Origin of the sequence: Embleya scabrispora DSM 41855 (assembly GCF_000372745.1) — a bacterium.
GTDB classification, from domain to species: domain Bacteria; phylum Actinomycetota; class Actinomycetes; order Streptomycetales; family Streptomycetaceae; genus Embleya; species Embleya scabrispora.
The window spans coordinates 31,209-55,859 of the sequence record NZ_KB889690.1 but is presented as its reverse complement, the minus strand read 5'-3'; the positions used below and the strand labels follow the sequence as shown (position 1 = coordinate 55,859).

Sequence of the window (24,651 nt, the reverse complement as noted above, 5' to 3'; positions counted from 1 at the left end):
CTTTTGAACAACGCCGTGGGCAGGCCGGAGCATCCCGGGGGAATGTCCCGCCGACCGGTCGGGTGGTCCGTCGTTCGTGTGCTACCGAATTGATTTCTGGTGATCCGCGATCAGTCCGAGGCGGGACTGTCCGCCGCGTTCACGGGCACCGCGGGCTCCGCCGACTCCGCGCGGCCGGCGCGCAACAGGGCGACCTCGGCCTCGAAGTCCTCCAGGGACTCGAAGGCTCGGTACACGGACGCGAACCGCAGGTAGGCGACCTCGTCGAGTTCCCGCAGCGGGCCCAATATCGTCAGGCCCACGTCGTGGGTGGTCAACTCGGCACACCCGGTGGCCCGCACCGCCTCCTCGACCCGTTGACCGAGCAGGGCCAGCGCGTCGCCGGTGACCGGGCGACCCTGGCATGCCTTGCGCACGCCGGCGATGACCTTGTCCCGGCTGAAGGGTTCGGTGACGCCGCTGCGCTTGATCACCGTGAGCGAGGCGGTCTCGATCGTGGTGAAGCGCCGTCCGCAGTCCGGACACGACCGCCGGCGCCTGATCGCGGCGCCGTCGTCGGTGGTCCGGCTGTCCACGACGCGGCTGTCCGCTCGCCGACAGAAGGGGCAGTGCATGCGGTTCCCTCTCCCCCTCGTTGAGACGCAGGTCGTACGTGTTGCCCGTGCGTGCCGCGCGCGGTATGGCGAAGCGTGCCCGGTCGTTGCCGCGCCCCCGCCCCGAGGGCCGCCCCGAAGGGGCCCGTCCGGTGCGCTCCGGGAATATGGTATATACGGCAACCACAACTTGTGGGTTCCTTCAACGCCCTCGACCACAAGATGTAGTGGCTACGGTAGACCGCGACCCCGAGCGCTGCAAGCCGACTCGCAGACACTCGGAGAGCCCGCGGTGACCTCTCGTCATCCCCGCAGGTCACCGCCCGAGGGTGGCGGAAAATTAACCCCACCGGCCGCGTGTCGCGACGCACAAGCCCGCGGATGCGACATATCGGACGCTCGACGGCATCGCATTTCCACGCCGAATTCGAATGTATGTACGATTACTACAGCGGGAACCGAATGATCGCCACTGGATTGGCCTAAATTCACTCGAACGTGTGTTTGGCGCAACCTTTCGAACCCGACTACCGTTCTCCACGTGCGAGCAATCCGTCGAAAGGGCCAGCCGTGACCGGAGAAGCCACCGGAGCCATCCACCCCGGAATCCGCACCGAAACCCTCCCCGCGAAACACCCGCACAGCGCCGCTGTGCCACCTCCGACGCCCGCCCCGGGCACCGAGAACGGGCAGGTCCAGGGCGGTGTGACGCGGCGTCCGACGGGAGGGCTGACGCCACGCCAGACGCGTGTTCTCGAAGTGATCCGCACTTCCGTGGAGTCCCGCGGATATCCGCCGAGCATGCGGGAGATCGGCGAGGCCGTCGGCCTCTCCAGTACTTCTTCCGTCGCGCACCAACTGATGGCCCTCGAACGCAAGGGCTATTTGCGCCGTGATCCGCACCGGCCGCGCGCCTACGAGGTGCGCTCGCCCGACGGCGGCCGGCCGCTCGCGCCGGCCGGGCCGCACGCCGAACGCGGCGCGCAGGCCGCGTCCTACGTACCGGTGGTCGGCCGGATCGCGGCCGGTGGCCCGATCCTGGCCGAGCAGTCCATCGAGGACGTGTTCCCGCTGCCGCGTCAGCTCGTCGGCGACGGCGACGTGTTCCTGCTCAAGGTGAGCGGCGACTCGATGATCGAGGCCGCGATCATGGACGGCGACTATGTCGCGGTGCGCCGCCAACCGGTCGCCGAGAACGGCGACATCGTCGCGGCGATGATCGACGGCGAGGCCACCGTCAAGCGCCTGCGCCACCGTGACGGGCACCGCTGGCTGATGCCGCACAACCCCGCCTACGAACCCATTCCGGGAGACGAGGCGACCATCCTGGGCCGCGTGGTGGCCGTCATGCGACGGGTCTGAGATGAGCGGGGACGGCGACATACCGGCCGCGGGCGGTCGTGCGGCGAGAGTTCGCCGCACGGCCGCCCGTGTCACGTTCGCGGCACGCCGGCGCCCGCGGTAGCGGTTCAGGCCGGCTCGCCCCGGCCGTCCTTGTCGATCGCGGCCAGCGAGCGGCGCACCTGGTTGCGGTCCTCGGTGTACCACAGCGGCGGCATCGAGGCCCGGAAGAATCCGCCGTAGCGGGCGGTGGCCAGGCGCGGGTCGAGCACCGCCACCACCCCCCGGTCGTCCATCGCCCGGATCAGCCGCCCGGCGCCCTGCGCCATCAACAGCGCGGCGTGCGTGGCCGACACAGCCATGAAGCCGTTGCCGCCGTTCTCCTGCACCGACTGCGCCCGCGCGCTCATCAACGGGTCGTCGGGACGCGGGAAGGGGATCCGGTCCATGATCACCAACTGGCAGGACGGTCCCGGCACGTCCACGCCCTGCCACAGCGACAACGTGCCGAACAGGCATGTGCGCGGCTCGGCGGCGAAGCGACGCAACAGCTCCGCCAGCGAGTCGTCGCCCTGACACAGGATCGGCTGCTCCAGCCGCTCACGCAGTGCCTCGGTGGCCGCCTCCGCGCCGCGCCGCGAGGAGAACAGGCCCAGCGCCCGTCCCCCGGCCGCCTCGATCAACTCGGCGAGCTCGTCCAGGGTGTCCGCGCTCATCCCGTCCCGGCCGGGCGGCGGCAGGTGTCGGGCGACGTAGAGGATGCCCTGCCGCGGGTAGTCGAACGGCGAGCCCACGTCCAACGCCCGCCACTGCGCCAGGTCCGCGTCGGTGTCCGGATCCGCGTCGTCGTCGGCCTCCTCGCCCTCGCCCGGGTGTACCGCCACCTCGGTGGGCACCGGCGCGGGCTCGTCGGTGAGCAGCCCCTCGGCGGTCAGCCCCAGGCTGCCGGCCACACCGCGGAAGTCGCCGCCCAGCTTGAGCGTGGCCGAGGTGAGCACCACCGTGCGGTCGCCGAACAGCGCCTCGCGCAGCAGCCCCGCCACCGCGATCGGGGCCACCCGCAGCGACGCGCCGGTGCGCTCGTTGCGCTCCAGCCAGATCACGTCGTGCGGCGAGCCCTTGAGGATGCGCTCGCACGTGTCGTGGATGTTCTCGACGCCGGCCAGCGCCTGGCGGCGGGCCGCGTCCTCGTTGCTCAGCGACTTGTCCCGGACCTCGCCGAGCGAGGTGATCACGCCGCGGCACGCGTCGCGCAGCGCGGACACCGTCCAGCCCAGATCCGGATCCAGCTCGCGCAGCCGACCCGACTCGCGCCCCTCCATGGTCTTCTTGAACGCCTCCGACGCGGCGTCCAGGTTGTCCACGGCGCTCTCGTTGGCCAGTTTGCCCGCGCGGCGCGCGGCGCGGTCCACCGCGCTCAGGCTCAGCTCGGCGGTGGCCACCCCGGTGGCCCGGCTCGCGAACTCGTGCGCCTCGTCCACGATCAGCAGCTCGTGCTCGGGCAGCACCGGCGCGTCCTCCAACGCGTCGATGGCCAGCAGCGCGTGGTTGGTGATCACGATGTCGGCCTGCTTGGCCCGCTCCCGCGCGGCCTCGGCGAAACAGTCGTCGCCGTACGGGCAACGCGAGGCGCCCAGACACTCGCGCGAGGACACCGACACCTGGGCCCAGGCCCGGTCGTTGACGCCCGGGCTCAGGTCGTCGCGGTCACCGGTCTCGGTGTCGTCGGCCCAATCCCGCAGCCGGACCACGTCCTGTCCGAGTCTGCTCGTGGGCGCCGGGTCGAAGAGCACCTCGCCCTCGTCCGGCGGCCCGTCGTGCAACCGGTGCAGGCACAGGTAGTTGCCGCGGCCCTTGAGCGTGGCGAACGTCGGCGAGCGGCGCAGCAGCGGGCGCAGCGCCTCGACCGTGCGCGGCAGGTCGCGTTCGACCAGCTGCCGCTGCAGCGCCAGCGTCGCGGTGGCCACCACGACCTTGCGGCGCGCGGCCAGCGCGGGCACCAGGTAGGCCAAGGACTTGCCGGTGCCGGTGCCCGCCTGGACCAGGAGGTGTTCGGCGCGGGCCACCGCGCCGGAGACGGCCTCGGCCATGGACACTTGTCCGGGCCGCTCCGCTCCGCCGACGGCGGCAACGGCGGCGTGCAGAAGTTCGGTCAGCTCGGGACGGTCGGAGTCGCTCATCGGGCGACAAGCCTAGATGCTTCGCCCGACATCATTTACCGCACGGCCCGCTTCGCCCGGCTTCTCCCGCGCCGCGCGCCGCGCCCGGCCCGATCAGCCGAGCTTGGCGAGCACCGCCTTGGCCATGCCCTCCTGGCCGAGCGCGTTGGGGTGCACCGGGGCGGCGGGCGCCTCGGGCTTGATCCCCTCGACCCACTTGGTGCCCGCCGGCCGGCACACGTCGTGGCCGGCCGAGCCGGCGTAGGTGTCCACGTACTCGGCGCCCTGCTTGGCCGCCTCCTTGGCGAGCATGTCGTTCAGCGCGGGCACCACCTTGCGCAGGTAGGGCAGGTCGCCTTCGGCGACCGGCACCTGGGCGGGGCAGGTGGGGCCGCTCTCCGGCAGGATCGTGGGGTAGCCGACGACCAGGATCCGGGCCTTGGGCGAGCGCTCCTTGATGCCGGCGATGGTGGCGGCGATCTTCGGCCCGGTCTCCGCGATCCGCTTGGCCAACTCGTCGTTGCCGCCCGCGGTGTACTTGTCGGTGCACGGCTGGGTCGAGGTGGTGCTGCGGCTTTGGATCACGCACGTCGTGACGATCTCGGAGAAGCCGATGTCGTTGCCGCCGATGCCCAGGGTGACCAGCGCGGTGTCCGGACGCAGCGCGTCGAACTGCGGCGGCGGCGAGCCCTGGGTCTGCTGACCGGCCGTCATGTCCGGTGTGCGGGCACCGCCGCAGGTGGCGTCGACGAAGCCGGTGATGTTGTGCTGCCTGGCCACCAGATGCGCGTAGTTGCTTTCCGAGCGGCTGCACCCGGGCGGCGCGGCGGGCACGATCACGGGTATCTTCACGCCCGCCGCGTACGAGTCGCCGAGCGCGACGAAGGTGGCCCCGCTCGCCGCGGCCGGCAACGCCTTGGCGTTCGCCGAGGCGCCCTTGTCACCGCCGGGGACGCCGGGGGCGTTCGTGGCGCCGGCCTTGCGGTCGGCCGAGGAGCCCGAGTCGTCGGAGTCGTCCGAGCAGGCGGACAGCGCGACGAGCGCCGTCAGCGCGGCCAGGCCCGCGATCGCCCTGCGAGTTGTGCGCACGTGCGCTCCCCTCTCGTCGTTGCCTTCCACCGTTACCCGTCGGTAAGTCACGGTGATCCGGCGAGACTAGGCGCTCGCGCCCGCGGATTCCAGCATCGACGGGCCGGGAGCGGACCGGGTCGGGTGCGATCGGGTCGAGCCGGTCCGGGCGGGTCGGGTCTCAGTCGAGCTTGATCGTCTCGCGCCGCTCGCCCGGCCGCGCCCGCCGCGATCCCGGCAGGTCCTCCAGCATGGTCAGGCATTCGCGCGCGGCGTCGATCTCGATGTCCTGAAAGGTCGCGGCGACCACGTCCACCCGCTCCCCGTCGGCCTCGATCACCACCCGCCCGTCCGGGCCGTACACCCCGCTGCGTCCGCACGCCGGACCCGACCCGGTGTCGCCGATGTGGTTGGCGACCACCGTGTAGCAGGTGTTCTCCAGGGCGCGGGCGGCGAGATACAGGTCGCGGCGGTGCTCGCTGTCGCCGCGGGTGTACACGCCCGGGCACAGGTAGGCGTCGCAGCCGTCCTGCACGGCCGCGCGTACGTGTTCGGGAAAGCTGACGTCGTACGCGCTGCCCAGGCCCAGTCGCCACCCGGCGATCTCGATGGTGCAGCCGTGGTCGCCCGGGCGGAAGAACTCACGTTCCTCGTGCCACAGGTGTTGGCGGTCGTAGGCCACGTGCGCGTCGCCGTCTCGGCCCACCACCACGAGCGAGATGGTCCGCGCGCCGGCGCGGCGCACCGCGGCGCCGACCACCGCGACCGTGCGCGTCGCGTAACAGGCGGCCTGGAGCTCACCGAGCCGGGTGTCGCCGGGCACGATGTCGCACGGTTTCACGTCCGGCCGGAACAGGTCGAGGTCATACCCCGACAGGAACAGTTCCGGCAACACCACCACGTCGGCCCCGGCCGAGGATGCGAAGCGCACGAGTTGCGCGGCCGTGGCGACATTCGCGGGGATGTCGCCCGGTCGCGCCTGGGCCTGTGCGGCGGCGACCCTCAGTGGTTGCCTCGCGTTTTCGGCGACGTCGGTCACCCGCCGCATTCTGGCATCGTGATGGGGATCACACCATCGGCAAACCGGACAGGTTGTCGGTGACCATGTCGCCGCCCGTCGTCGTGCTCACATGCACAGCGCGTTCGGCACGCTCCCGTGCGCGCTCACGTGCGGGCGCGTGGGGCGGTCCCGATAGCCGTCCAAAAGCAGCCGATTGCGGTTCAGGCACAGCCGGTCGATCCGCGGCGTGAGCAGGTCGAACAGCTCGTGCCGGTCCTTGAGTTCGGGGAACGCCCCCTGGTGGTCCAGGATTTCCTCGCGCACCAGGGCCCAGAAACCCTGCTGCGGGATGCCCAGGTGCACGACCGCGAGGTCGGCCAGGTAGCGGTGGTGCCCCACCAGCAGCGCGGCGTGGATGAACTGGCACAGGTAGTCGGGGCGTTCCCGCAGCAGAACCGCCGCGACCTCGGCCGGCAGGTCGGCGAGCTCCGGCAGCGGCTGGTCGCTGATGTTGACATCGTCGACGAAGTCCTTGATCGCCAGGCGCACCGGCACGTCGTGCTCGTCGAAGATCACGATCGCGTTCTCGCCGTGCGGGGAGAACACCAGGCCGTACCGGTACAGGCAGTGCAGCAGCGGCGGGAGCAGTGCGTGAAAGAGCCGGCGCAGCCACACCCGGGGGGCCAGTCCCGAGCGTTCGACCAGTTCGACGACGAACGGCCGGCCGGCCGGATCCACGTGCAGCAGCGAGGCGAGCGTACGGGCGCGCTCGCCGGGGTCCAGCCGCGGTGCCAGCGGTTCGCGCCAGATCGCGCCGAGCAGTTCGCGGTACTGGTAGGGCACGCCCGGGAGTTCCTCCAGGACCGGGTGGCGCACCGTCACCGACGCGGTCTCGCCCAGCATGATCACCCGGCACTCGTCGCGCAGGAACGGGTCCGCGTCACGCAGGTCGAGCACCCACTCGGTGACCGCGGGCGCGGCCAGCGTGCGCTCGGTGGGCAGGCCGCGCCACACCAACGTGTTCAGTACCGACAGCGGGAGCTTGACGGTGCGCCGCGCGGGCCGGTCCAGGTTCAGGAAGGTACGCACCGACTGCTGCGCGAGGTGCCGGTCCTCGGCCTCTCCCAGCGCGAGAATGCGACCGGCGGCGATCTCCGGCGCGAACAGTGTCGCGATCGTCTCGTCCCACTGCCACGGATGCACCGGCAACCACAGGAAGTCGTCCGGCTCCAGCCCGCGCGCGGCCGGCACCCGACGAAAGCCCTCCAGGGTCGCCGGGTCCAGTTCCTCGTCGTACAGCCGCTGTTCGCTCAGCCCCGGCACCGCCCGGAAGGCCGCCAGGTCCCGATGCACCGCGATCCACGGCAGCCGCAGCGCCTGCCGTGCCTCCGGCGCGTAGCGGCGCGCGTCGCTCGCCGAGAAGCCGATCCGGCCCTTGTTCGGCACGATCCACGGGTGGCCGCTCTGGTGCCCCTCCAATTCGGCGTAGCCCAGGTCGGCCAGCGTCGCCGCACTCGCCGCGTCCACCGCGCCGGCCGCGTCGGCGGCCAGCGTCGCGGTCAGCTCGCGCACCAGGTGGCCCGCGGTGTCGCCGCTCAGCCCGATCACGGTGTGCGCGTCCAGCAGGAACTGCAGCATGTCCTCGGCCGGGTCGGCGCCGCCCTCCCACTCGCGCACCACCGACTCGGGGTCCACATGCCACGCGTCGTAGGCGCCGCGCCGGGCCCGGAAGCGGTAGTGCACATCGCCCGAGACGTCCACGGTGTACGTGTCGCCGTCCGCGAGTGGGGCCAGCAATTCCTCGTAGGCGAACTCGGCGAGCGACTTGGCGATCATGTCCCGGTTGACCCGTCGCCAGACCTCCAGGTCGGTGGAGGGCGCGCCGGACCCGGCGCCGGGGGCCCGGGAGGCGGGCTCAGGCGCTGCGTGTCGGGCTCCCTGGTGCGGCAGTTCGGCCTCGATGGGCTCCGCTGCCGGGTTCGACTGCGACATTGCGTACCTCTGCGGGGTCGGTCGCGCCCCCACGCTGCGGTCGGCGCGCGGGCTCGGTGTCGCCCGCGGCCAGGCCGAACGTGGTGAACGCGGTACGGATCGGCAGTCGGTAGACCGCGTCGCCGCACACGGAGTTGAGAATGGTCGCGGCCCGGTGCGCGCCCAGGCCCAGATCGGGGGTGCCCACGCCGTGCGAGTGCAACTCGGCGTTTTGCGTGTACAGCCCGCCGGTGACGTGTTCGGCGAGCACGACCCGGTGGTGCAAATCGATCAGCGGACGGCCGGCGTCGTCGCGCACGATCAGGTCCTTCACCGGGTCCAGGAGCGCGGGATGCCGCTGCGCGTACCCGGTCGCCAGCACGACCCGGTCGGTGCGCACGGTGAACGCACGATCCTGTTCGCCGTGTCGACAGCCCAGTTCCACGCCCTCGCGGGTGGCGCGCGCGCAGGTCACCGTGACATCGGGCATCAACGTCGCGCGCACCCGGCCGCCCGCGATGCCGCGCTCGTAGAGCTCGTCGTGGATGGCGGCGATGGTGTCCGCGCTGATCGCCTTGTACAGCTGCCACTGCTCGGGCACCAGACGATCGCGAACCGGCTCGGGCAGCGCGTGGAAGTAGCGGGTGTAGTCCGGCGTGAAGTGCTCCAGGCCGAGCTTGGAGTACTCCATCGGGGCGAACGCGGGCGAGCGGGTCAGCCAGGTCAGCCGCCGGCTCGGGCCGGTTCGCCGGCGCAGCAGGTCCAGGAAGACCTCCGCGCCGGACTGCCCCGAGCCCAGCACCGTGACGTCCTCGGCGTCGGTCAGATCCGCGCGATGGTCCAGGTATCGGGCCGCGTGCAGCACGGTGTCGCCGAGCAGGCCCGCGAACGGCTCCGGCACCACCGGCTCGGTACCGATGCCGAGCACCACGTGCCGGGCGTGCACGTGGTGCCGCTCGCCGGTCGCGGTGTCGCGGAACTCGACCCGGTACAGGTCGCCCTCCCAGGACACCGATCCGACGTCGCTGCCGAACCGGCAGGCCGGCAACGCCTCGGCGACCCACCGGCAGTAATGGTCGTACTCGCGCCGCGGCACATGCAGCCGCTCGGCGAAGTAGAACGGGTACAACCGGTCGTGCGCGCGCAGATAGGCCAGGAACGACCACGGACTGGTCGGATCGACCAGGGTGACCAGGTCGGCCAGGAACGGCACCTGGAGAGTGGTGCCGTCCAGGAGCAGCCCCGGATGCCAGCTGAACGCGGGGGCCCGGTCCAAGAACAGCGTCCGCAGCGGCTCGACCCGGTCGGCCAGCGCGGCGAGCGCGAGGTTGAACGGCCCGATGCCCACCCCCACCAGGTCGTACACCACCGTGCCGGGATCGGGCGCCCGGCGCGGCGCGGGCAAACGCTCGGTCACCGCCGCGCACCCGCTTCCCGCACGGCGCGCCCGCGCATCATCAACGCAGCCGTCTTGTCCGGCAGTTCGACGTGACCGAAGCGGTGGAAACCGGCCCGGGCGAAGGCCGCCAGCGACGCCTCGTTGCGCACGTCGGGCTCGGCCACCACCCGCATCGTGTCGGGGGCCGCGCGCAACACCAGCTCGGTGACCGCACGCAGCAGCAACGAGCCGACCCCGCGCCCGCGCCACGCCGCCGGACCGACCAGCAGGTGGATCCCCACGTCGTGCGGGCGCGCCGGGTAGTGGCGGGCCAAGTCGTCCAGGTCGGCGCGGTACAGCTCCCAGTAGCTGATCGGTTCGTCGTCCAGGCAGCCCAGGTAGGCGTTGTCGTGGGTGCGTACGGCCCGGGTCGCCAGGTGTCGGCGCACCACCTCCCGGTCCCCCGCCAGCCCCCACCAGCGGGCGATGTCGGGGTCGTTCATCCACACGTGCAGCAGCGGCAGGTCGCGCTTGGCGTGGATCTCGTGCAGCGAGAAGCGACCCGCCGGGAGCGGGACCGTTCCCCAGCGCGCCGCCTCGGCGAGCGGACAGGCCGGCCCCGCGCGCAGGATCCCGGTGTTCAGGCGCACGGTCGGGGCCTCGGCGAGGTCGTACCGGCGGGCGTCGGCGGGCGACGACAGGAATGACGGGCTCATACGGGGACGGAACCTCCTGGGACCGGGCTCACGCGGGGGCGTCGGCGAGCGGGTTGCGGATGTGTACGTAGATCGACTGGGTCGCCACGGGGCCGACGAGTTCGTCGAGGCCGTGTAGTCGGGTCATCAGGTTGGCCTTGCAGCGCGGCCTGGGGTCGGTGAGCAGCGAGCGTGCCGCACCACAGGTGGGCGCGTGGGCGGCGAGCAGCGTGCGCAACCGTGCCAGCAGCACCGACTCCTCGATCAGGCCCTGCGCGCCGAACGCGCCGATCAACCCGAGCAGGTTGTTCACCCCCAGGTAGTAGGCCAGCCGCTCGTCGGCGATCTCGTCCGCGACGATGGTGTCGCTGGCCACCCCCGCGGCGGGCAGCCGCCGGGCCAGGTCGGCGGCGCGCGAGGCCCGGAAGTAGTAGCCCTGGTTGTCCCGGTAGCGCCCGCCCGTGGGCAGGCCGTCCGCGTCCAGCAGGACCAGGGTGTTCTGCTGGTGCGCCTCCAGCGCGATGCCGGCGTGCCGATCCAGCCACAACACCGGCTCGGCCACCACCGCCAGGTAGCGCTCGAACCACTCCTCGGCGACCGAGGCCGTGGTGCGATCGGTGCGCTCGGCCAGCGCGTGCACGTAGCCGGCCAGCCGCGAGGGTCCGATCCCGGGCCGCTCGGCCACCAGCGCGGCCACGCACGACACCCGCTGATCGGGCCCGAACGGATTGGCCCGCAGCACCAGTTCCAGCCCGGCGGCGGGCCGGTCCTGGCGCGGGAACGGCTCCGGCGGCGCGACCGAGATCCAGGCCGGGTCGCGGACGATGTCGAAGGTGGGGTGCGCGCAACGCAGTTCGTACTCGAGGCCGGAGCGCAGCAGGCGGTGCACCTCGATCCCGCGCAGCAGTTCCTTGGGCAGGTTCTCCCGGCGCGAGTTGGTGATCCGCAGGCCCAACGAGAGCTTGAGCATCACCTCGGCGTCGGGCCGATAGACGGTGCGCACCGAGGAGGTGGGATGCCACGGGGCGCCGGCCGGACCCAGCGCGCGCAGCTGGCCCGCGTCGAAGAGCGCCCGCAGGTGCGGACGTCCGGGCAGGTCCCGGGCCTGCCATGGGTGGGCCGGTACCAGCACGGTGCCCTCGGGCGCGCGCAACCCACCCGCGAGATCGGCCAGCACGTCGGCGGCCTCGCGCCCCAGCGCGCTGTCCTGCCCGACCAGGTCGGCGTCCGCGGCGAACCAGTGCAGCGCGAAGGAGCCGCGCAACTCGGGCGACCACGCGGCGTCCTCGACCGGATCGAGCCGGTCGCGGCTCTTGGGCGTGGGATGCATCGGGTGACCCAGCACCAGCGACTGCTCGGCGGCCAGGAACGGCGCCGCCTCGGGCGGGTCCTCGGGGTGTGCCCGGCGATGGGCGATGTAGCGCTCGGTGTGGGTGACCGAGTCGGCGACCCGGACCGCGGTGTCCCCGCACGCCTCACCGGCCGGCGAGGTCCCGCTCCCGCTCGCGCTCGCCTCGTCGCCCAGCAGCAGCGCCAGAGTGACCGCGTTCAACGGCCCCTCGCCCACCAGGTGCGGGGTACCGAAGCGATGCCACCCCGACGGCGACCAGTAGCGCACCGGCACGTTGACGGTCCGCCCGATCGCGGGCAGGTCGATGCTCAACACGCTCGACTCGGGCCCGGCCAGCGCGCGTTCGCGCACCCAGCAGCGGAGCAGGCACTCGACCGTCGCCCCGTCGGCGGCGCGCCGGGCCTCCGGCGCGTCGAGGTGGTCCGTGTCGGGATCCGTCCGCACGGCGGACGAGTCGGGACCCGCGATGGTCATCGCTGCTCCGTGTGGTGTCGATCGACCCGGTGGTCGATGCCCGTGGATGAGGTTGCTCCGGGATATGAAGATTTCGACCCGTGTCGATTGTTTGGCGAGGTTGGTCACAAATATGCGAGGCGCGCGGAAACGATCGTTTGTTGACGGAGCGTCAGCAGGCCGGGGCACTTTCCGCGCGCCCCGCCTCGACCACGGCCTCCAGCAGGGCCGCCAGGTCCGCTGCGGTGGTGTTCGGGTTGAGCAGGGTGAGCTTGAGCCGCACCGCGCCCGGGCCCTCGCCCAGCTCGGTCCGGCCGACCACCGCGCGCCCCTCGTGCAGCAGGCGGCGGCGCAACGCGGCGTTGACCCGATCCGTCTCGGCCCCNCCCGCCGGCCCCGGCCCGTCGGGGCGGTCCGGGAGATAGCGGAACACCACCGAGGTGAGCACCGGCTCCGCGGCCAGCTCCAGGCGCGGATCGACCCGGATCAACTGCGCCGCGTGCCTGGCCAGGTCGTGGCAGCGCTCCACCAACTCGCCCAATCCGGCCCGGCCCAGGGCACGCAGGGTGACCGCGATCTTGAACACGTCCGCCCGCCGGGTGGTACGCGGCGAGTTGCCCAACAGGCTGAAGTAGCCCGCCCGTTCGTCGTCGTCCGGGTTCAGGTAGGCGGCACGCTGGGCGAGCGGGGACAGCAGTGCCGCGTCGCGCACCACGAAGACCCCGGCGGCGACCGGCTGCCAGCCCAGCTTGTGCAGGTCCAGGCCCACCGAGTGGGCCCGGTGCAGGCCGGCCAGCAGCGGCGCGAGCCGGTCCGAGAACAGCGCGCCGCCGCCGTAGGCCGCGTCCACGTGCAGCCAGGCGCCCAGCTCCCGGGCCACCGAGGCGACCGCCGGCAGCGGATCGATCGCACCCAGGTCGGTGGTGCCGGCGGTGGCCACGATCGCCGCGATGCGATCGTTGCCCGCCAGCACCCGGCGGCCGGCCGCGGCCAGCGCGACCGGGTCCATCCGGTGGTCGGCGCCCGCCGGCACGGTGACCACGGCGTCCTCGCCCAAGCCGAGCAGGCCGGCGCAGCGCCGGATGGAGAAGTGCGCGGCCTGCGAGCACAGGATCCGCCGCCGCCCCACCCCGGGGCCCGCCGCGTCCCGCGCCAACAGCAGGCCCATCAGGTTGGACTCGGTACCGCCGCTGGTGATCGTGCCGCCCGCCGCCTTCGGCGCGAAGCCGACCAGACCCGCGAGCGCGGCGATCACCTCCACCTCCAGCGCGGTCGCCGCCGGAGCCTGGTCCCACGAGTCGAGCGAGCCGTTGAGCGCGCCGGCGACCAGGTCCGCGGCCACCGCGACCGCCAGCGGCGGACAGTGCAGGTGCCCCGCACAGTACGGATCGGCCGGATCCGCGGCCCCCCAGGCCAGCAGCGCGGACAGCTCGCCCAGTGCGGCGAACTCGCCCACGCCGCACTCCGGCAGCGGGCCCGGGCCGATCGCGGCCGACCCGCGCGCGGCCGGCACCGCGCCCACCGGGCCCACCGCGCCCGGACCCAGTACCCGGGCCACCTCGGCCGCGACCGCGACCGGGCCGCCCGGCGGCAGTGCTCCACCCCGCGCGCCCGCACCACTCGCCAGCGCGGCCAGCGCGACCTCGATCAACGTGCGCAGCGCGTCGGCGCCCGCGACCCCGCCCGCGAGCGCGGCCCCGACCGGATGCCCGACGCGCCGCGCGGTGCTCACGCCGACTCCGTCGCGGCGGTCGAGGTCGCCTGCCCGGCCCGGGCCGCCTCGATCGCGTCCGCCAGCCGCTCCAACACCGCGTCCGCCTGCACGTCGGTCATCGTCAGCGGCGGCAGCAGCCGCACCACGCTGTCGTGCCGCCCGCCCAACTCGACGATCAGCCCCCGCCCCAGCGCCTCACGGCGCACCGCGAGCGCCAGCGCCGGCGCAGCGGGCCGGGCACCGCACGCGTCCGCGCCGACGTCCGGCTCGACGATCTCCACGCCGAGCATCAGCCCGCGCCCGCGCACGTCGCCGATCGCCGGCTGACCGGGCATCAGGTCGCGCAGCACGCCCGCGAGCCGGGCCCCCAGCCGGGCCGCCCGCTCGTGCAGGCGGTGCTCGCGCACGAAGGCGATCGTCGCGGTGCCCGCCGCCATCGCGAGCTGGTTGCCGCGGAAGGTACCGGCGTGCGCACCGGGCCACCAGTGGTCCAGCTCGGCGCGATAGACCACCACCGCGAGCGGCAGGCTGCCGCCGATCGCCTTGGAGATCACCATCACGTCCGGCACCACACCGGCGTGGTCCACGCCCCACATCGCGCCGGTCCGGCCCAGGCCGGTCTGTACCTCGTCGGCGATCAACGCGATGCCGCGCTCCGCGGTCAGCCGGCGCATCTCGCGCAGCCAGCCGTCCGGCGCCGGCAGCACCCCGCCCTCGCCCTGCACCGGCTCCACGATCATCCCGGCGGGCGCCGGCACCCCGCCGCTGGGATCCTCCAGGAGCGTGCGTGCGTAGTGCGCGGCCACCCGCTCGCCCTCGTCGCCGCCGGTGCCGAACGGACAGCGATATCGCTGCGGGAAGGGCAGCCGCACGGTGTCGCCGGTGCCCGCGCCGGTCGCGTCGCGGATCGCGGTGTCCCCGCTGACCGCCAGCGCGCCCTCGGTCATCCCGTGGTAGGCGCCGGTGAACGCGACCACCCCGCGCCGTCCGGTCGCGGTCCGCACCAGCTTCAGCGCCGCCTCCACCGCGTCGGTGCCGGCCGGCCCGCAGAACTGGATCCGCCCGCCTCGCGCCAACTCCGGCGGCAGCGTCGCGAACAGCTCCTCCACGAAGCGGTCCTTGACCGGGGTGGCCAGGTCGAGCACGTGCAGCGGCGCGCCGGTGTCCAACACGCCGCGGATCGCCGCGAGCACCGCGGGGTGGTTGTGGCCGAGCGCGAGCGTGCCGGCGCCGGAGAGGCAGTCGAGGTAGCGCCGGCCGTCGGCGCCCTCGACGGTCATCCCCCGGGCCCGCACCGGCACGATCGGCAACGAGCGCGCGTACGTGCGCGCCGAGGACTCGCGGGCGGCCTGCCGGCGCAGGATCCCCGGCCCGTCGGCCGGCGGTCGCGAGCGCTGGCGACCGATCGGCCCGGGGTCCGCAGGCGCGGTGTCCACGCAAGCGGCGTCGACGGGAGCGGTGTCGACGGGAGCGGCGTCCGCCGGCGCCGCGCCCGGCGCCGAATTCTCGGTGCCGGAGCGGTCGTCCGGCCTGGTCAGGGCGGCGGTCATGACTGCGGCACCTCCACAAGGCGATCGAAATTTAGGTAAGGCTTACCTCATGGTGATGACTCGGGGCAAAGTTGTCACCACAACGAGTGACAATCGCCGGATCGACGTCCCCTGCCCCGAACAACGACCGAACCGCCGCCCGATCACGGCCGCGACGCCCTCCGATACTGTCGGGCCGTCATATACGGGGGCGCGCACGGGGAGGTAGGCGCTTGACGCGCGGCGTTCGCACGCTGTTCGTCACGCTGACGGTGGCGGTGTCGCTGCTGGTGACGGGCACCGTCATGGCACTGACACTCACCGGAGTCGGCAAGGACGACGGCAACGGCAGAGGCCCGGAGGCGCTCGCGGATCCCGGCGATCCCGCGCACTGGACCCCGGAACGCATGAGCCGGGCCAAGCCCCGCGACCCCAGGGGCGAGGACGGCCCGCCCGCCCCGACCGCGGCACCCGACCGACCCGGCCCACAAGCCTCCCGAGGACCCCTGCCCGAGGTGCTCGCCGAGGCCAAGCCGCCACCCGTCCAGGCCCGCCCGGTGGTCCGCCCCTACACCGGCGAGGCCGGCACCATCGCCGCCGGCAAACTCTTCTTCGAAGCCCCCGACGGCCCCTCCGTCTGCTCCGGCACCGTGGTCGCCGACCCCAAACGCCCCGGCCGCAGCAACCTGGTCTGGACCGCCGGCCACTGCGTCCACGCCGGCCGCGGCGGCACCTGGTTCACCAGCCTGCAATTCGTGCCGGCCTTCAACAGCAGCGGCCAGGGCACCCTGGCCAACCTCGGCAACCCGGGTCCGGTCGCGCCGTTCGGCCAATGGTGGGCGACCTCGGTGTCCACCTCCGACCAGTGGCGCGCCGGCGGCACGAACTCCACGTCACCCGCCACCGCCTACGACTACGCGGTGGTCGAGGTCAAGAACCCCGACCGCAGCGCACGCAGCCTGGAGGAGGTCGTCGGCCGCGCCCTGCAGATGTGGTTCGACGCCCCGCGCGACCTGACCGCCGCCGGCGCGTACGGCTACCCGCAGGACGCCCCGTTCGACGGGCTGACCATGTTCGCCTGCACCCAGGACCCGCGCCGGATGACCGTCGACCCGAACAGCCCGCCCCTGCTGCGCATCGGCTGCACCATGACCGCCGGCGCCAGCGGCGGCGGCTGGTACGCCACCGCCCCCGACGGCACCCTGCGGCTGATCGGCAACAGCGCGCTCAGCGGCGCCGGACACACCTGGATCGCCGGCCCCTACCTGGACCAGGACGCCCGCCGCATGCTGGACAACCTCAAACGCAAACGCTGAGCACGCGGGCGCGGCCGTCCCACGGACACGACAAAGGCCCGGGCCGCACACGCAAATCGTGTGCGGCCCGGGCCACGTCACCGCGACGGCCGGTGGTCAGCGCTTGGCGACCACGAACCGCTCCAACTCGGCGGCGAGTTGCCGGCCCACCCGGGCGTGCAACCACGTGCCCGCCTCGCGGTGCTCGGTGGCCAACAGCTCACCGGTGGCATGCACCTTGGCCACCAGATCGCCGCGCTCGTACGGCACGACCACCTCGACCTCGACATCCGGGCGCGGCAGTTCCTCGTCGATCAACGCGAGCAGCTCGTCCATGCCCTGCCCGGTACGGGCCGACACCACGATCGCGTGCTTCTCCCGACGCAACAGCCGTGCCAGCACCTCCGGATCGGCCGCGTCCGCCTTGTTCACCACCACGATCTCACGCACCTTGTGCGCCTCGACCTCGGTGAACACCTCACGCACGGCCGCCAGTTGGGCCTCCGGCGTGGGGTCGGAGCCGTCCACCACGTGCAGGATCAGATCCGCGTCGGCGACCTCTTCCAGGGTGGAGCGGAAAGCCTCGACCAGCTGGTGCGGCAGATGCCGCACGAAACCGACCGTGTCGGCGAGCGTGTACCCGCGACCGCTGGGCGTCTCGGCCCGGCGCACCGTCGGATCCAGCGTCGCGAACAGCGCGTTCTCCACCAGCACGCCCGCACCGGTCAACCGGTTCAGGATCGAGGACTTGCCGGCGTTCGTGTAACCCGCGATGGCCACCGACGGGATGGCGTTGCGCCGCCGCTCCTGCCGCTTGGTGTCCCGGGCCTTCTTCATGTCCGCGATCTCGCGGCGCATCTTGGCCATCTTCTCCCGGATGCGCCGACGATCGGTCTCGATCTTCGTCTCACCGGGACCACGCGTGGCCATGCCGCCACCGCCGCCGCCACCCATCTGGCGCGACAGCGAGGCACCCCAGCCACGCAGGCGCGGCAGCATGTACTGCATCTGCGCCAGCGAGACCTGCGCCTTGCCCTCTCGGGACTTGGCGTGCTGCGCGAAGATGTCCAGGATCAACGCCGTGCGGTCCACGACCTTGACCTTGACCACGTCTTCGAGCTGAATGAGCTGACCCGGGGTCAGCTCACCGTCGCAGACCACGGTGTCCGCGCCCGTGGCGATCACCACGTCGCGCAGTTCCTTGGCCTTTCCGGACCCGATGTAGGTCGCCGGGTCCGGCTTGTCGCGGCGCTGGATCAGCCCGTCCAGCACCTCCGAGCCCGCGGTCTCCGCGAGCGCGGCGAGTTCCTTGAGCGAGTATTCGGCATCCGCGGCGGTCCCGTCGGTCCAGACCCCGACCAACACGACCCGTTCCAGGCGAAGCTGTCGGTATTCGACCTCGGTGACATCGGTCAACTCGGTGGAGAGACCGGCGATCCGGCGGAGCGCGCTGCGCTCCTCACGGTCGAACTGGTCGCCGTCGTAGTCGAGCGGACCGACCCCGACGTCATCGCCCGTTCCGAATCCGTCGAAGGCCGCTCCGTCGTCGAAGCCGTCGGCGTCGTCGAATGGGGGAGTCGAGTCCGTGTCGTCGTGTCCGGCGCGGTGTGAGCGAGAAGTCATATCGTCCTGTTCAACGTAGTCGGCGGGCCGCTCCATTCCCCGGGGCGGCCGTCATGATGGTCCCACGACGGCCCGCACACGGGCATCCGGGTTTTCGCCGGTTCGTCCGCCGACCGGCCCGGACGCGGTCGACGCCGGGACCGGCGACCCCGCCGAGCCCTCGACCTCACGAGGTCAGCAACCGCGCCTGGCCCGCGTCGGTGTGCACCTTGACCTTGTGCTGCGACTGGTCGTTGCGCGAGACCTTGACGTCGGTGTCGCCGATCGTGGTCGACACGTCCGCCGCGTACTGCTGCCCACCCGGCACCCGCACCGTCGCCCGACCCGCGTTGGTCTTGGCGTCCACATCGGTCGGCGCCTTGGTGAAGGTCAGGTCGATCGACCCGGCACTGGTCTGTGCGGTCACCTTCGCCGAGGTGACCCCCTCGCCGTCGATCTTGCCCGCGCTGGTGTGCAGGTTGAGCGTCCCGGTCACATCGCGCAGGGTCACGTTGCCCGCGTCGGTACGGATGTCGAGCGCGGCGCCCCCGCGCGGGATGGTCACCTCGTACGCCACGAAGCACGCCTTCTTGCTCGCGCAGTCGTAGTCGAGGACCAGCTGCCCGTTGCCGTCCACGTTGTGCGTGGTCGTCGGCGCCGTGTTGTCGTAGTGCTGTTTCTCGGTCACCTTGACCGTCTTGACGTCGGCTTCCGTCACCTTGACGTTGCCCGCGTTGCTGTCCACCTTGAGCGAACGCACGTTCTGCGACACGTCGTAGGACGTGGTCTTCTTCTCCGCCCCGTGCCCATCGCTGTCCACGTTGAACTCGCACGCGGTGAGCACCAGCGGAAGTGCGACCAGCGGGGCCAGCAGAGCCAATCGACGGTTGCGGGCAGACATGGTTTCTCCTTGGGGTCGGGGCGGGGTCCGCCGCCCGAACGCACGACCACTCCCCCGCTTTACTGATGCCTCAAGGCTAGGAAGACATGCCCCCGCCCCGCGTCGGTCCGGCGTCGGGTAAGGCGGGTCCTTCCCTGGCAGGAGAAACCCCCGAGGCGGTCCACCTCCAGGCAGGATCCGCCTAGGGGTTCTCCCGGACCCCGGTACCGGGACCGACCCCTCGCGTCAGTGCGCCAAGCGGGCGCCCAGAGCCGGTGCGAACGCGGCGAAGTCGGCCGCCTCGGCCTCGTCCAGGACCGCGTAACCGGCCGCCACGAGTTCGTCGGTGAGCTCCTCCGCGGCCCGGTACCGCTCCGCCACATCGGCCGTGACCTCGGGAAACGGCTTCCGGTGCCCGTAGAACTCCAGGTACGGGCTCCCCTCGGCCATTTGCGCCTGGAGTGGGGTGAGGCGATGGGCGGCCAGCGCCAGGATGTGCAGCCCGCCCCGGTGCTCGCGCAGCGTCTGCAGGTTCTGCGCGAGGCGGGCGGGCGCGTCATCCGGAAGAAGTACACCGCGCCAGGCCGAATACAGCGGAGCCAGGTCGCCCAGATCGTTGGCGCGCACGATCGAGGTGGTGATCTCGGCCAGCCGCTCCACTTCGGGCAGGTCCGCGAGGTGGGCGCGGCCCCACGCCCGGGCACAGTCCGCGTACAGCTCGCCCACCTGCGCGGGCGGCGCGATCTTGCGGCCCGCCTCCCACAGCTGGAGCAGGGTCTCGGCGGTGAAGTGGTGGAACGCGCGAACCACCGTGTCGTCGTCCACGTCACCCAGCACCCCGCCGCGACCGGCGATGTACAGGGTCACGCCGTCCAGGCCCAGTTCCGCACCGCGCTCGACCGTGTGCGGCGCGAAGAAGAAGGCTCCTGCCGCCTGCACGGTTTTCTTCACCGCGCGGGTGGTGTCACGTGCCGTGTCCATGCTGCTCATGCTGGTGTCTCCCCATGACGGCATTGCTTGACAAGGTCATACAAGACCTATCACGGAGGATCGGACATGCACAGGGCGCGGGAGGACGCCCGCACGGCGACGCCGGGCGGGTCGGCTCTCACAGTCGGTCGAGGTCGACCCGTCCCTCGGCGACGATCACGGCCGGACCGGCCATCTCGATATGGCCGTCCACGCGCTCGGTGATCACCAGCCGACCGCCCGGGAGGTCCACGGTGTAGGTGACCGGTTCGCCGGTCACGGTCGGCTCCGCGCCGTCGGCCCGCGCCGCGGCGACCATCACCGCGCACGCCCCGGTTCCGCACGACCGGGTCTCCCCGGAGCCGCGCTCGTGCACCCGCATCGCCACGTGCCCCGGCGCCCGGCGCACCACGAACTCGACATTGACGCCGTCGGGATACGCCCCCGCGGGGGATACCGCCGGCGCCGTGTACAGGTTGCCCGCCTGGGCCAGGTCCTCGACGAACACCACGGCGTGCGGGTTGCCCATGTCGACGTTGGTCGCGGGCCGCACCAGCCCCTCGACATCCACCCCGATGCCGGCGGAGTCGGGCAGCCGGGGCACACCCATGTCCACCGTGACCGGGCCCTCGATCGGCACGGTGACCGTCTTGACCCCGCCGCGGGTGGCCACCCGCAACTCGCCCGCATCGGCCAGGCCCTGCTCGACCAGGTGCCGGGCGAACACCCGCACACCGTTGCCGCACATCTCGGCGATCGACCCGTCGGAGTTGCGGTAGTCCATGAACCACTCGGCCTCGCCGGCCATGTGCTCGGCGGCCGGATCCTTGGCCGAACGCACCACCCGGAGCAGGCCGTCGCCGCCGATGCCCGCGCGCCGATCGCACAGCGCGGCGACCTGCTCGGCGGTCGGGGCGAACTCGCCGTCCGCGTCCGGCACGATCACGAAGTCGTTCTCGGTGCCGTGGCCCTTGAAGAAGTGCAGAGTGCTCACCCGACAATCCTAGGGCGTGTCCTGGCGCGGCCCCGGTGGGTTTCCACCGGGGCCGCGCTCGCGCACTGCGGGGCCCGCCCGTCGGGTGAGCCTGTTATCAGTCGGGGTGGATCACTCCCGCCGCGCCGCCGCCGCGGCGGGTGGGCTCCGCGACGGCCTGGATCCGACCACCCGGGAGGAACTCGAGCGCGGCGGCGGCGCCGATCTCCGGATTCGCCTTGAGCACATGCCCACGTTGCTCCAGGGCCGCGCGCAGCGGGGCGGGCACCCCGGGTTCGACCTCGGTGGCCGCCCCGTTGCGCTGGGACAACCGCGGCGCGGCGACCGCCTGCGGCAGCGACAGACCCCGGTCCAGGCGCCCGGTCAGCACCTGGAGCACCGTGGTGATGATGGTCGCGCCGCCGGGCGAGCCGACCGCGATGAACGGGCGGCCGTCGCGGAGCACGATGGTGGGCGACATGCTGCTGCGCGGGCGCTTGCCGGGCGCGGGCAGGTTCGGGTCGTACACACCGGGGGTCAGCGGCGCGAAATTGAAGTCGGTCAGCTCGTTGTTCAGCAGGAACCCGCGACCGGGCACGGTGATCGCGCTGCCCCCGGTCTGCTCGATGGTCAGCGTGTACGACACCACGTTGCCCCAGCGGTCGGCGGTGACCAGGTGGGTCGTGGACAACCCCTCGACCGGCTCACTCGCCTCCGGCGTGCCGGCGGGACGGCAGCCCCGGTCGTACGGCGGCGTCGGGTCACCCGGTGGGACCGGACTCACCGCCGCGTGGTCCGGGTCGATCAGGCACGCGCGTTCCCTCGCGTAGCCGTCCGCGAGCAGGCCGCGCAGTGGCACGTCCACGGCGGCGGGGTCGCCGACGTAACGGTTGCGGTCGGCGAACGCCAGGCGGGACGCCTCCAGGTAGTAGTGCGTCGCGGTGACCTCGTCCTGCCGACGCGGGTCGGTGGTCTCCAGGATGTTGAGCGCCTCGCCCACCGTGGATCCGCCCGACGAGGACGGCGCCATGCCGTAGACGTCCAGCCCGCGGAAGTCGATGTGCGTGGGCCGCTGGTCCAGGACCCGGTAGCGGGCCAGGTCGCCGGCGTCGATCAGGCCAGGCCGAAAGACCCGGTCCGCGCCCGGCGCCACCGGCGGTTGTTGCGCGGTGTGCACCACCTCGCGGCCGAGCCCGCCCCGGTAGAACCAGTCCACGCCGTTGCGGCCCAGTTGCTCGTAGGTGCGGGCCAGGTCCGGGTTGCGGAACACGCTGCCCACGACCGGCGGCTGCCCGTCGGGCAGGAACAGCCGGGCGGTCGGGGTGATGTCGTCGAACCGGGTCGCGTTCGCCGCGGTCTGGTCGTGGAAGGTCTGGTCGACCACGAACCCGCGCTCGGCCAGCGCCCGCGCGGGCTCCAGCGCCGCGCGCAGGTTGGTGGTGCCCCACTTGCGCAGCGCGGTGTTCCAGGTCTGCGGGGTGCCTGGAATGCCCACCGAGAGCCCCGAGTTGACCCCCTGGTCGAACGGGATCGGCAGCCCGGTGGCCGGGTCGAGGAACGCGTCCTTGTCCATCTTCGCGGGCGCCGTCTCGCGGCCGTCCAGGGTGCGCACCGTGCGGCTGCGCGCGTCGTAGTAGACGAAGTAGCCACCGCCGCCGATCCCGGACGAGTAGGGCTCGGTGACACCCAGGGCGGCGGCGGTGGCCACCGCGGCGTCCACCGCGTTGCCGCCGCGGCGCAGCACGTCCAGACCGATCCGGGTGGCGTCGGGGTCGACGCTGGAGACCGCGCCGCCCCAGCCCGTGGCCACCGGCTGCTTGGACGGCGGGCCGGTCGACTCGCCGGGGTGCGCGGACGCCACTCCCGGAATGGTCAATGCGAGCCCGAGCGCCGTACCCAACGCCATGGCGCGACGAACAGAGCGGATCACGAGCGCCTCCCCCGAGAAGGTTCGGGTGTGTCACGGACCTCCCACCGTGCCACGCACACCCCACCCGCAACACCCCTACGCGGGTCGGATCACCCGTTCGAGCGCGGCGTCCAGGAGATCGGCCCGGGAGTGCTCCAGCCACTCGATCCGCGGGTCCCGCCGGAACCAGGTGTCTTGCCTGCGGGCGAACCGGCGGGTGGTGCGCACCGTGTCCTCGCGAGCCTGTTCGTCGGTGCACTCGCCCGCGAGCAGCCGCAACACCTGCGCGTAGCCCAGCGCGCGCGAGGCGGTCCGGCCCTCGCGCAGCCCGACCTTCTCCAGCTCGCGCACCTCCTCGACCAGACCCGTCGCCCACATCCGATCCACTCGCGCGGTGATCCGCTCGTCCAGCACCGGACGCGGCACGTCCACGCCGATCTGCACGCTGTCGTAGAGCGAGCGGTGGGTGGGCAGGGTGGCGGTGAACGGGCGCCCGGTGAGTTCGATGACCTCCAGCGCGCGCACGATCCGCCGGGCGTTGCTCGGCAGGATCGCCGCCGCGGCGGGCGGATCGGCCGCGGCCAGGCGCTCGTGCAGCGGCCCGGGCCCGAACCGCTCGGCCTCGGCCTCCAGGCGGGCCCGGATCCGGGGATCGGTGCCGGGGAACTCCAGGTCGTCCAGCACCGCGCGCACGTACAGCCCGGAACCGCCGACCAGTACGGGGGTGCGACCGCGCGCCAGCAGGTCGTCCACCAGCGCCCGCGCGTCGCGCTGGTACTCGGCCACGCTGGCGGAGCTGGTCACGTCCCACACGTCGAGCAGGTGGTGCGGGACGCCGGCGCGCTCGGCGACGGTCAGTTTGGCGGTGCCGATGTCCATGCCGCGGTAGAGCTGCATGGAATCGCTGTTGATCACCTCCCCGTCCAGCGCACGGGCCAAGGCGACCCCCAGATCGGACTTTCCGGCCGCAGTGGGACCGACGACGGCAATGACACGGGGACTCACCCCCCAAGTCTGCCGGATCACCGCACCGGGTCGTGCCGTCGCTCGTTGCGGTACGGCCGCCCGCGAGGTCGTGACCGGCCCCGCGCGCTCTCGTTGATCTCCGACGACCCATATCCCCGGGCGGCTGTACTCCGGGCGGCGCGGCGGTACTCCGGACGGCGCAGTGGACCGGCCCGTCCCGTCGCCGAAATGCAAGACGACGACCACAGACATACGGTCAAGGAGAAATTGTGAGTGTTTTCGACTGGTTCAAGCGGCGTCCGAGCACGTCGGAGGAGAGCGGCTCGTGCTGCTCGCAGAACGCGGCGGGCACGGACACCGCCACGCTGGTCGAGGACCGGCCCGCAACGCGGGCTTCGGCCGAGGCCGAACCCGTCGAGGCGGCGGCCACGACGCCCGCTCCCCGGACTCCCGGGGACGCGGCCGCCGAGCAGGTCGCGACGGGCGCATCCGAGGAGGAGCAGGACATGGGTGTCTTCAACACCATCAAGGCCAAGGCCGAGGGGCTGCTCGGTCAGCACGGCGACAAGGCCGACAAGGGCATCGACAAGGCCGCCGAGATCGCCGATCGAAAGACCGGCGGCAAACACACCGACACGATCCACGGTGCCTCGGACAAGGCCAAGGAATCGCTGGGCAAGGCCGGCGGCGAAGAGCCCGAGGCGACGCCGCCCGGGCCTCCGGCCGATCCCACCGTGTGAGTGCGCGCGGGCGGTGGTCACCGGATTCCGGTGGCCCCGCCCGCTTTTTCATGTCCGGGGCGCGC

19 protein-coding genes are annotated in these 24,651 nt (G+C 72.5%); 3 read left to right on the top strand and 16 right to left on the bottom strand.

Annotated elements, in window-relative coordinates; all coding sequences use genetic code 11:
* Window positions 1-110: 110 nt before the first annotated feature.
* Window positions 111-614 (bottom strand): transcriptional regulator NrdR, encoded by a 504-nt coding sequence (gene nrdR / locus A3IC_RS0135085; protein WP_026219104.1) that lies wholly within the window; start codon window positions 612-614, stop codon window positions 111-113.
* Window positions 615-1,244: 630 nt separating this feature from the next.
* On the opposite strand from nrdR, the gene lexA reads away from it, so the two are divergent.
* Complete coding sequence (gene lexA / locus A3IC_RS0135080; protein ID WP_425387377.1) at window positions 1,245-1,955, top strand: transcriptional repressor LexA; 711 nt, start codon at window positions 1,245-1,247, stop codon at window positions 1,953-1,955.
* Between the two features lie 107 nt (window positions 1,956-2,062).
* Here the strand turns inward: lexA and A3IC_RS0135075 are convergent, their stop codons facing one another.
* From A3IC_RS0135075 to A3IC_RS0135035, 9 genes are all read right to left on the bottom strand, one after another.
* The gene (locus A3IC_RS0135075; protein ID WP_020554757.1) at window positions 2,063-4,114 is read right to left on the bottom strand and encodes an ATP-dependent DNA helicase; all 2,052 of its coding nucleotides are present in this window, start codon (window positions 4,112-4,114) and stop codon (window positions 2,063-2,065) included.
* A gap of 93 nt (window positions 4,115-4,207) precedes the next feature.
* Window positions 4,208-5,182 carry an SGNH/GDSL hydrolase family protein gene (locus A3IC_RS58315; protein ID WP_020554756.1) on the bottom strand — a complete coding sequence of 325 codons (975 nt, stop codon included), beginning with the start codon at window positions 5,180-5,182 and terminating at the stop codon, window positions 4,208-4,210.
* Between the two features lie 160 nt (window positions 5,183-5,342).
* A complete protein-coding gene (locus A3IC_RS58310; protein ID WP_158696215.1) occupies window positions 5,343-6,200 on the bottom strand; it encodes a carbon-nitrogen hydrolase family protein in 858 nt (285 codons plus the stop codon).
* 87 nt (window positions 6,201-6,287) lie between these two features.
* On the bottom strand, window positions 6,288-8,153 hold the full coding sequence (locus tag A3IC_RS0135060; RefSeq protein WP_020554754.1) for an IucA/IucC family protein: 1,866 nt from the start codon (window positions 8,151-8,153) through the stop codon (window positions 6,288-6,290).
* Window positions 8,077-9,549 carry a lysine N(6)-hydroxylase/L-ornithine N(5)-oxygenase family protein gene (locus A3IC_RS0135055; RefSeq protein ID WP_020554753.1) on the bottom strand — a complete coding sequence of 491 codons (1,473 nt, stop codon included), beginning with the start codon at window positions 9,547-9,549 and terminating at the stop codon, window positions 8,077-8,079. The genes A3IC_RS0135060 and A3IC_RS0135055 overlap by 77 nt, the downstream gene beginning before the upstream one ends.
* Entirely contained in the window at window positions 9,546-10,226 is a 681-nt protein-coding gene (locus A3IC_RS0135050; RefSeq protein ID WP_020554752.1) for a GNAT family N-acetyltransferase, read from the bottom strand. The genes A3IC_RS0135055 and A3IC_RS0135050 overlap by 4 nt, the downstream gene beginning before the upstream one ends.
* 28 nt (window positions 10,227-10,254) lie before the next feature.
* Window positions 10,255-12,030, bottom strand: coding sequence for an IucA/IucC family protein (locus tag A3IC_RS0135045; RefSeq protein ID WP_020554751.1), 1,776 nt, complete (start codon window positions 12,028-12,030; stop codon window positions 10,255-10,257).
* Between the two features lie 151 nt (window positions 12,031-12,181).
* Window positions 12,182-13,465, bottom strand: a complete 1,284-nt coding sequence (locus A3IC_RS0135040; protein ID WP_425387376.1) for a pyridoxal phosphate-dependent decarboxylase family protein — start codon at window positions 13,463-13,465, stop codon at window positions 12,182-12,184.
* 272 nt (window positions 13,466-13,737) lie between these two features.
* Window positions 13,738-15,273: a diaminobutyrate--2-oxoglutarate transaminase family protein gene (locus A3IC_RS0135035; protein WP_020554749.1), complete on the bottom strand. Its 1,536-nt coding sequence runs from the start codon at window positions 15,271-15,273 to the stop codon at window positions 13,738-13,740.
* A 212-nt stretch (window positions 15,274-15,485) separates the two neighbouring features.
* Here A3IC_RS0135035 and A3IC_RS58305 point away from each other — a divergent pair, with 212 nt between their 5' ends.
* Window positions 15,486-16,568, top strand: coding sequence for a trypsin-like serine peptidase (locus tag A3IC_RS58305; RefSeq protein WP_020554748.1), 1,083 nt, complete (start codon window positions 15,486-15,488; stop codon window positions 16,566-16,568).
* 96 nt (window positions 16,569-16,664) lie between these two features.
* Here the strand turns inward: A3IC_RS58305 and hflX are convergent, their stop codons facing one another.
* From hflX to miaA, 6 genes are all read right to left on the bottom strand, one after another.
* On the bottom strand, window positions 16,665-18,170 hold the full coding sequence (hflX, locus tag A3IC_RS0135025) for a GTPase HflX (RefSeq protein WP_079026872.1): 1,506 nt from the start codon (window positions 18,168-18,170) through the stop codon (window positions 16,665-16,667).
* A 166-nt stretch (window positions 18,171-18,336) separates the two neighbouring features.
* A complete protein-coding gene (locus tag A3IC_RS63070; RefSeq protein ID WP_079026871.1) occupies window positions 18,337-19,050 on the bottom strand; it encodes a DUF4097 family beta strand repeat-containing protein in 714 nt (237 codons plus the stop codon).
* A gap of 225 nt (window positions 19,051-19,275) precedes the next feature.
* The gene (locus tag A3IC_RS58295; protein ID WP_158696214.1) at window positions 19,276-20,019 is read right to left on the bottom strand and encodes an SCO6745 family protein; all 744 of its coding nucleotides are present in this window, start codon (window positions 20,017-20,019) and stop codon (window positions 19,276-19,278) included.
* Window positions 20,020-20,137: 118 nt separating this feature from the next.
* Window positions 20,138-20,992, bottom strand: coding sequence for a diaminopimelate epimerase (dapF, locus tag A3IC_RS0135010; RefSeq protein ID WP_020554744.1), 855 nt, complete (start codon window positions 20,990-20,992; stop codon window positions 20,138-20,140).
* A 97-nt stretch (window positions 20,993-21,089) separates the two neighbouring features.
* Window positions 21,090-22,877 carry a gamma-glutamyltransferase gene (gene ggt / locus A3IC_RS0135005; protein WP_020554743.1) on the bottom strand — a complete coding sequence of 596 codons (1,788 nt, stop codon included), beginning with the start codon at window positions 22,875-22,877 and terminating at the stop codon, window positions 21,090-21,092.
* Window positions 22,878-22,976: 99 nt separating this feature from the next.
* Complete coding sequence (miaA, locus tag A3IC_RS0135000) at window positions 22,977-23,885, bottom strand: tRNA (adenosine(37)-N6)-dimethylallyltransferase MiaA (RefSeq protein ID WP_245599757.1); 909 nt, start codon at window positions 23,883-23,885, stop codon at window positions 22,977-22,979.
* Window positions 23,886-24,115: 230 nt separating this feature from the next.
* Between miaA and A3IC_RS71595 the strand changes: the two genes are divergently transcribed.
* Window positions 24,116-24,586, top strand: a complete 471-nt coding sequence (locus A3IC_RS71595; RefSeq protein WP_020554741.1) for an antitoxin — start codon at window positions 24,116-24,118, stop codon at window positions 24,584-24,586.
* Window positions 24,587-24,651: the final 65 nt, after the last annotated feature.

Bases quoted from the DNA above. Each gene is read 5' to 3' on its own strand.
- nrdR (WP_026219104.1), bottom strand. From the start codon at position 614: ATGCACTGCCCCTTCTGTCGGCGAGCGGACAGCCGCGTCGTGGACAGC.
- A3IC_RS58295 (WP_158696214.1), bottom strand. From the start codon at position 20,019: ATGAGCAGCATGGACACGGCACGTGACACCACCCGCGCGGTGAAGAAA.
- A3IC_RS0135060 (WP_020554754.1), bottom strand. From the start codon at position 8,153: ATGTCGCAGTCGAACCCGGCAGCGGAGCCCATCGAGGCCGAACTGCCG.
- A3IC_RS0135035 (WP_020554749.1), bottom strand. From the start codon at position 15,273: ATGACCGCCGCCCTGACCAGGCCGGACGACCGCTCCGGCACCGAGAAT.
- A3IC_RS0135045 (WP_020554751.1), bottom strand. From the start codon at position 12,030: ATGACCATCGCGGGTCCCGACTCGTCCGCCGTGCGGACGGATCCCGAC.
- ggt (WP_020554743.1), bottom strand. From the start codon at position 22,877: ATGGCGTTGGGTACGGCGCTCGGGCTCGCATTGACCATTCCGGGAGTG.
- A3IC_RS0135050 (WP_020554752.1), bottom strand. From the start codon at position 10,226: ATGAGCCCGTCATTCCTGTCGTCGCCCGCCGACGCCCGCCGGTACGAC.
- A3IC_RS0135075 (WP_020554757.1), bottom strand. From the start codon at position 4,114: ATGAGCGACTCCGACCGTCCCGAGCTGACCGAACTTCTGCACGCCGCC.
- hflX (WP_079026872.1), bottom strand. From the start codon at position 18,170: ATGACTTCTCGCTCACACCGCGCCGGACACGACGACACGGACTCGACT.
- A3IC_RS63070 (WP_079026871.1), bottom strand. From the start codon at position 19,050: ATGTCTGCCCGCAACCGTCGATTGGCTCTGCTGGCCCCGCTGGTCGCA.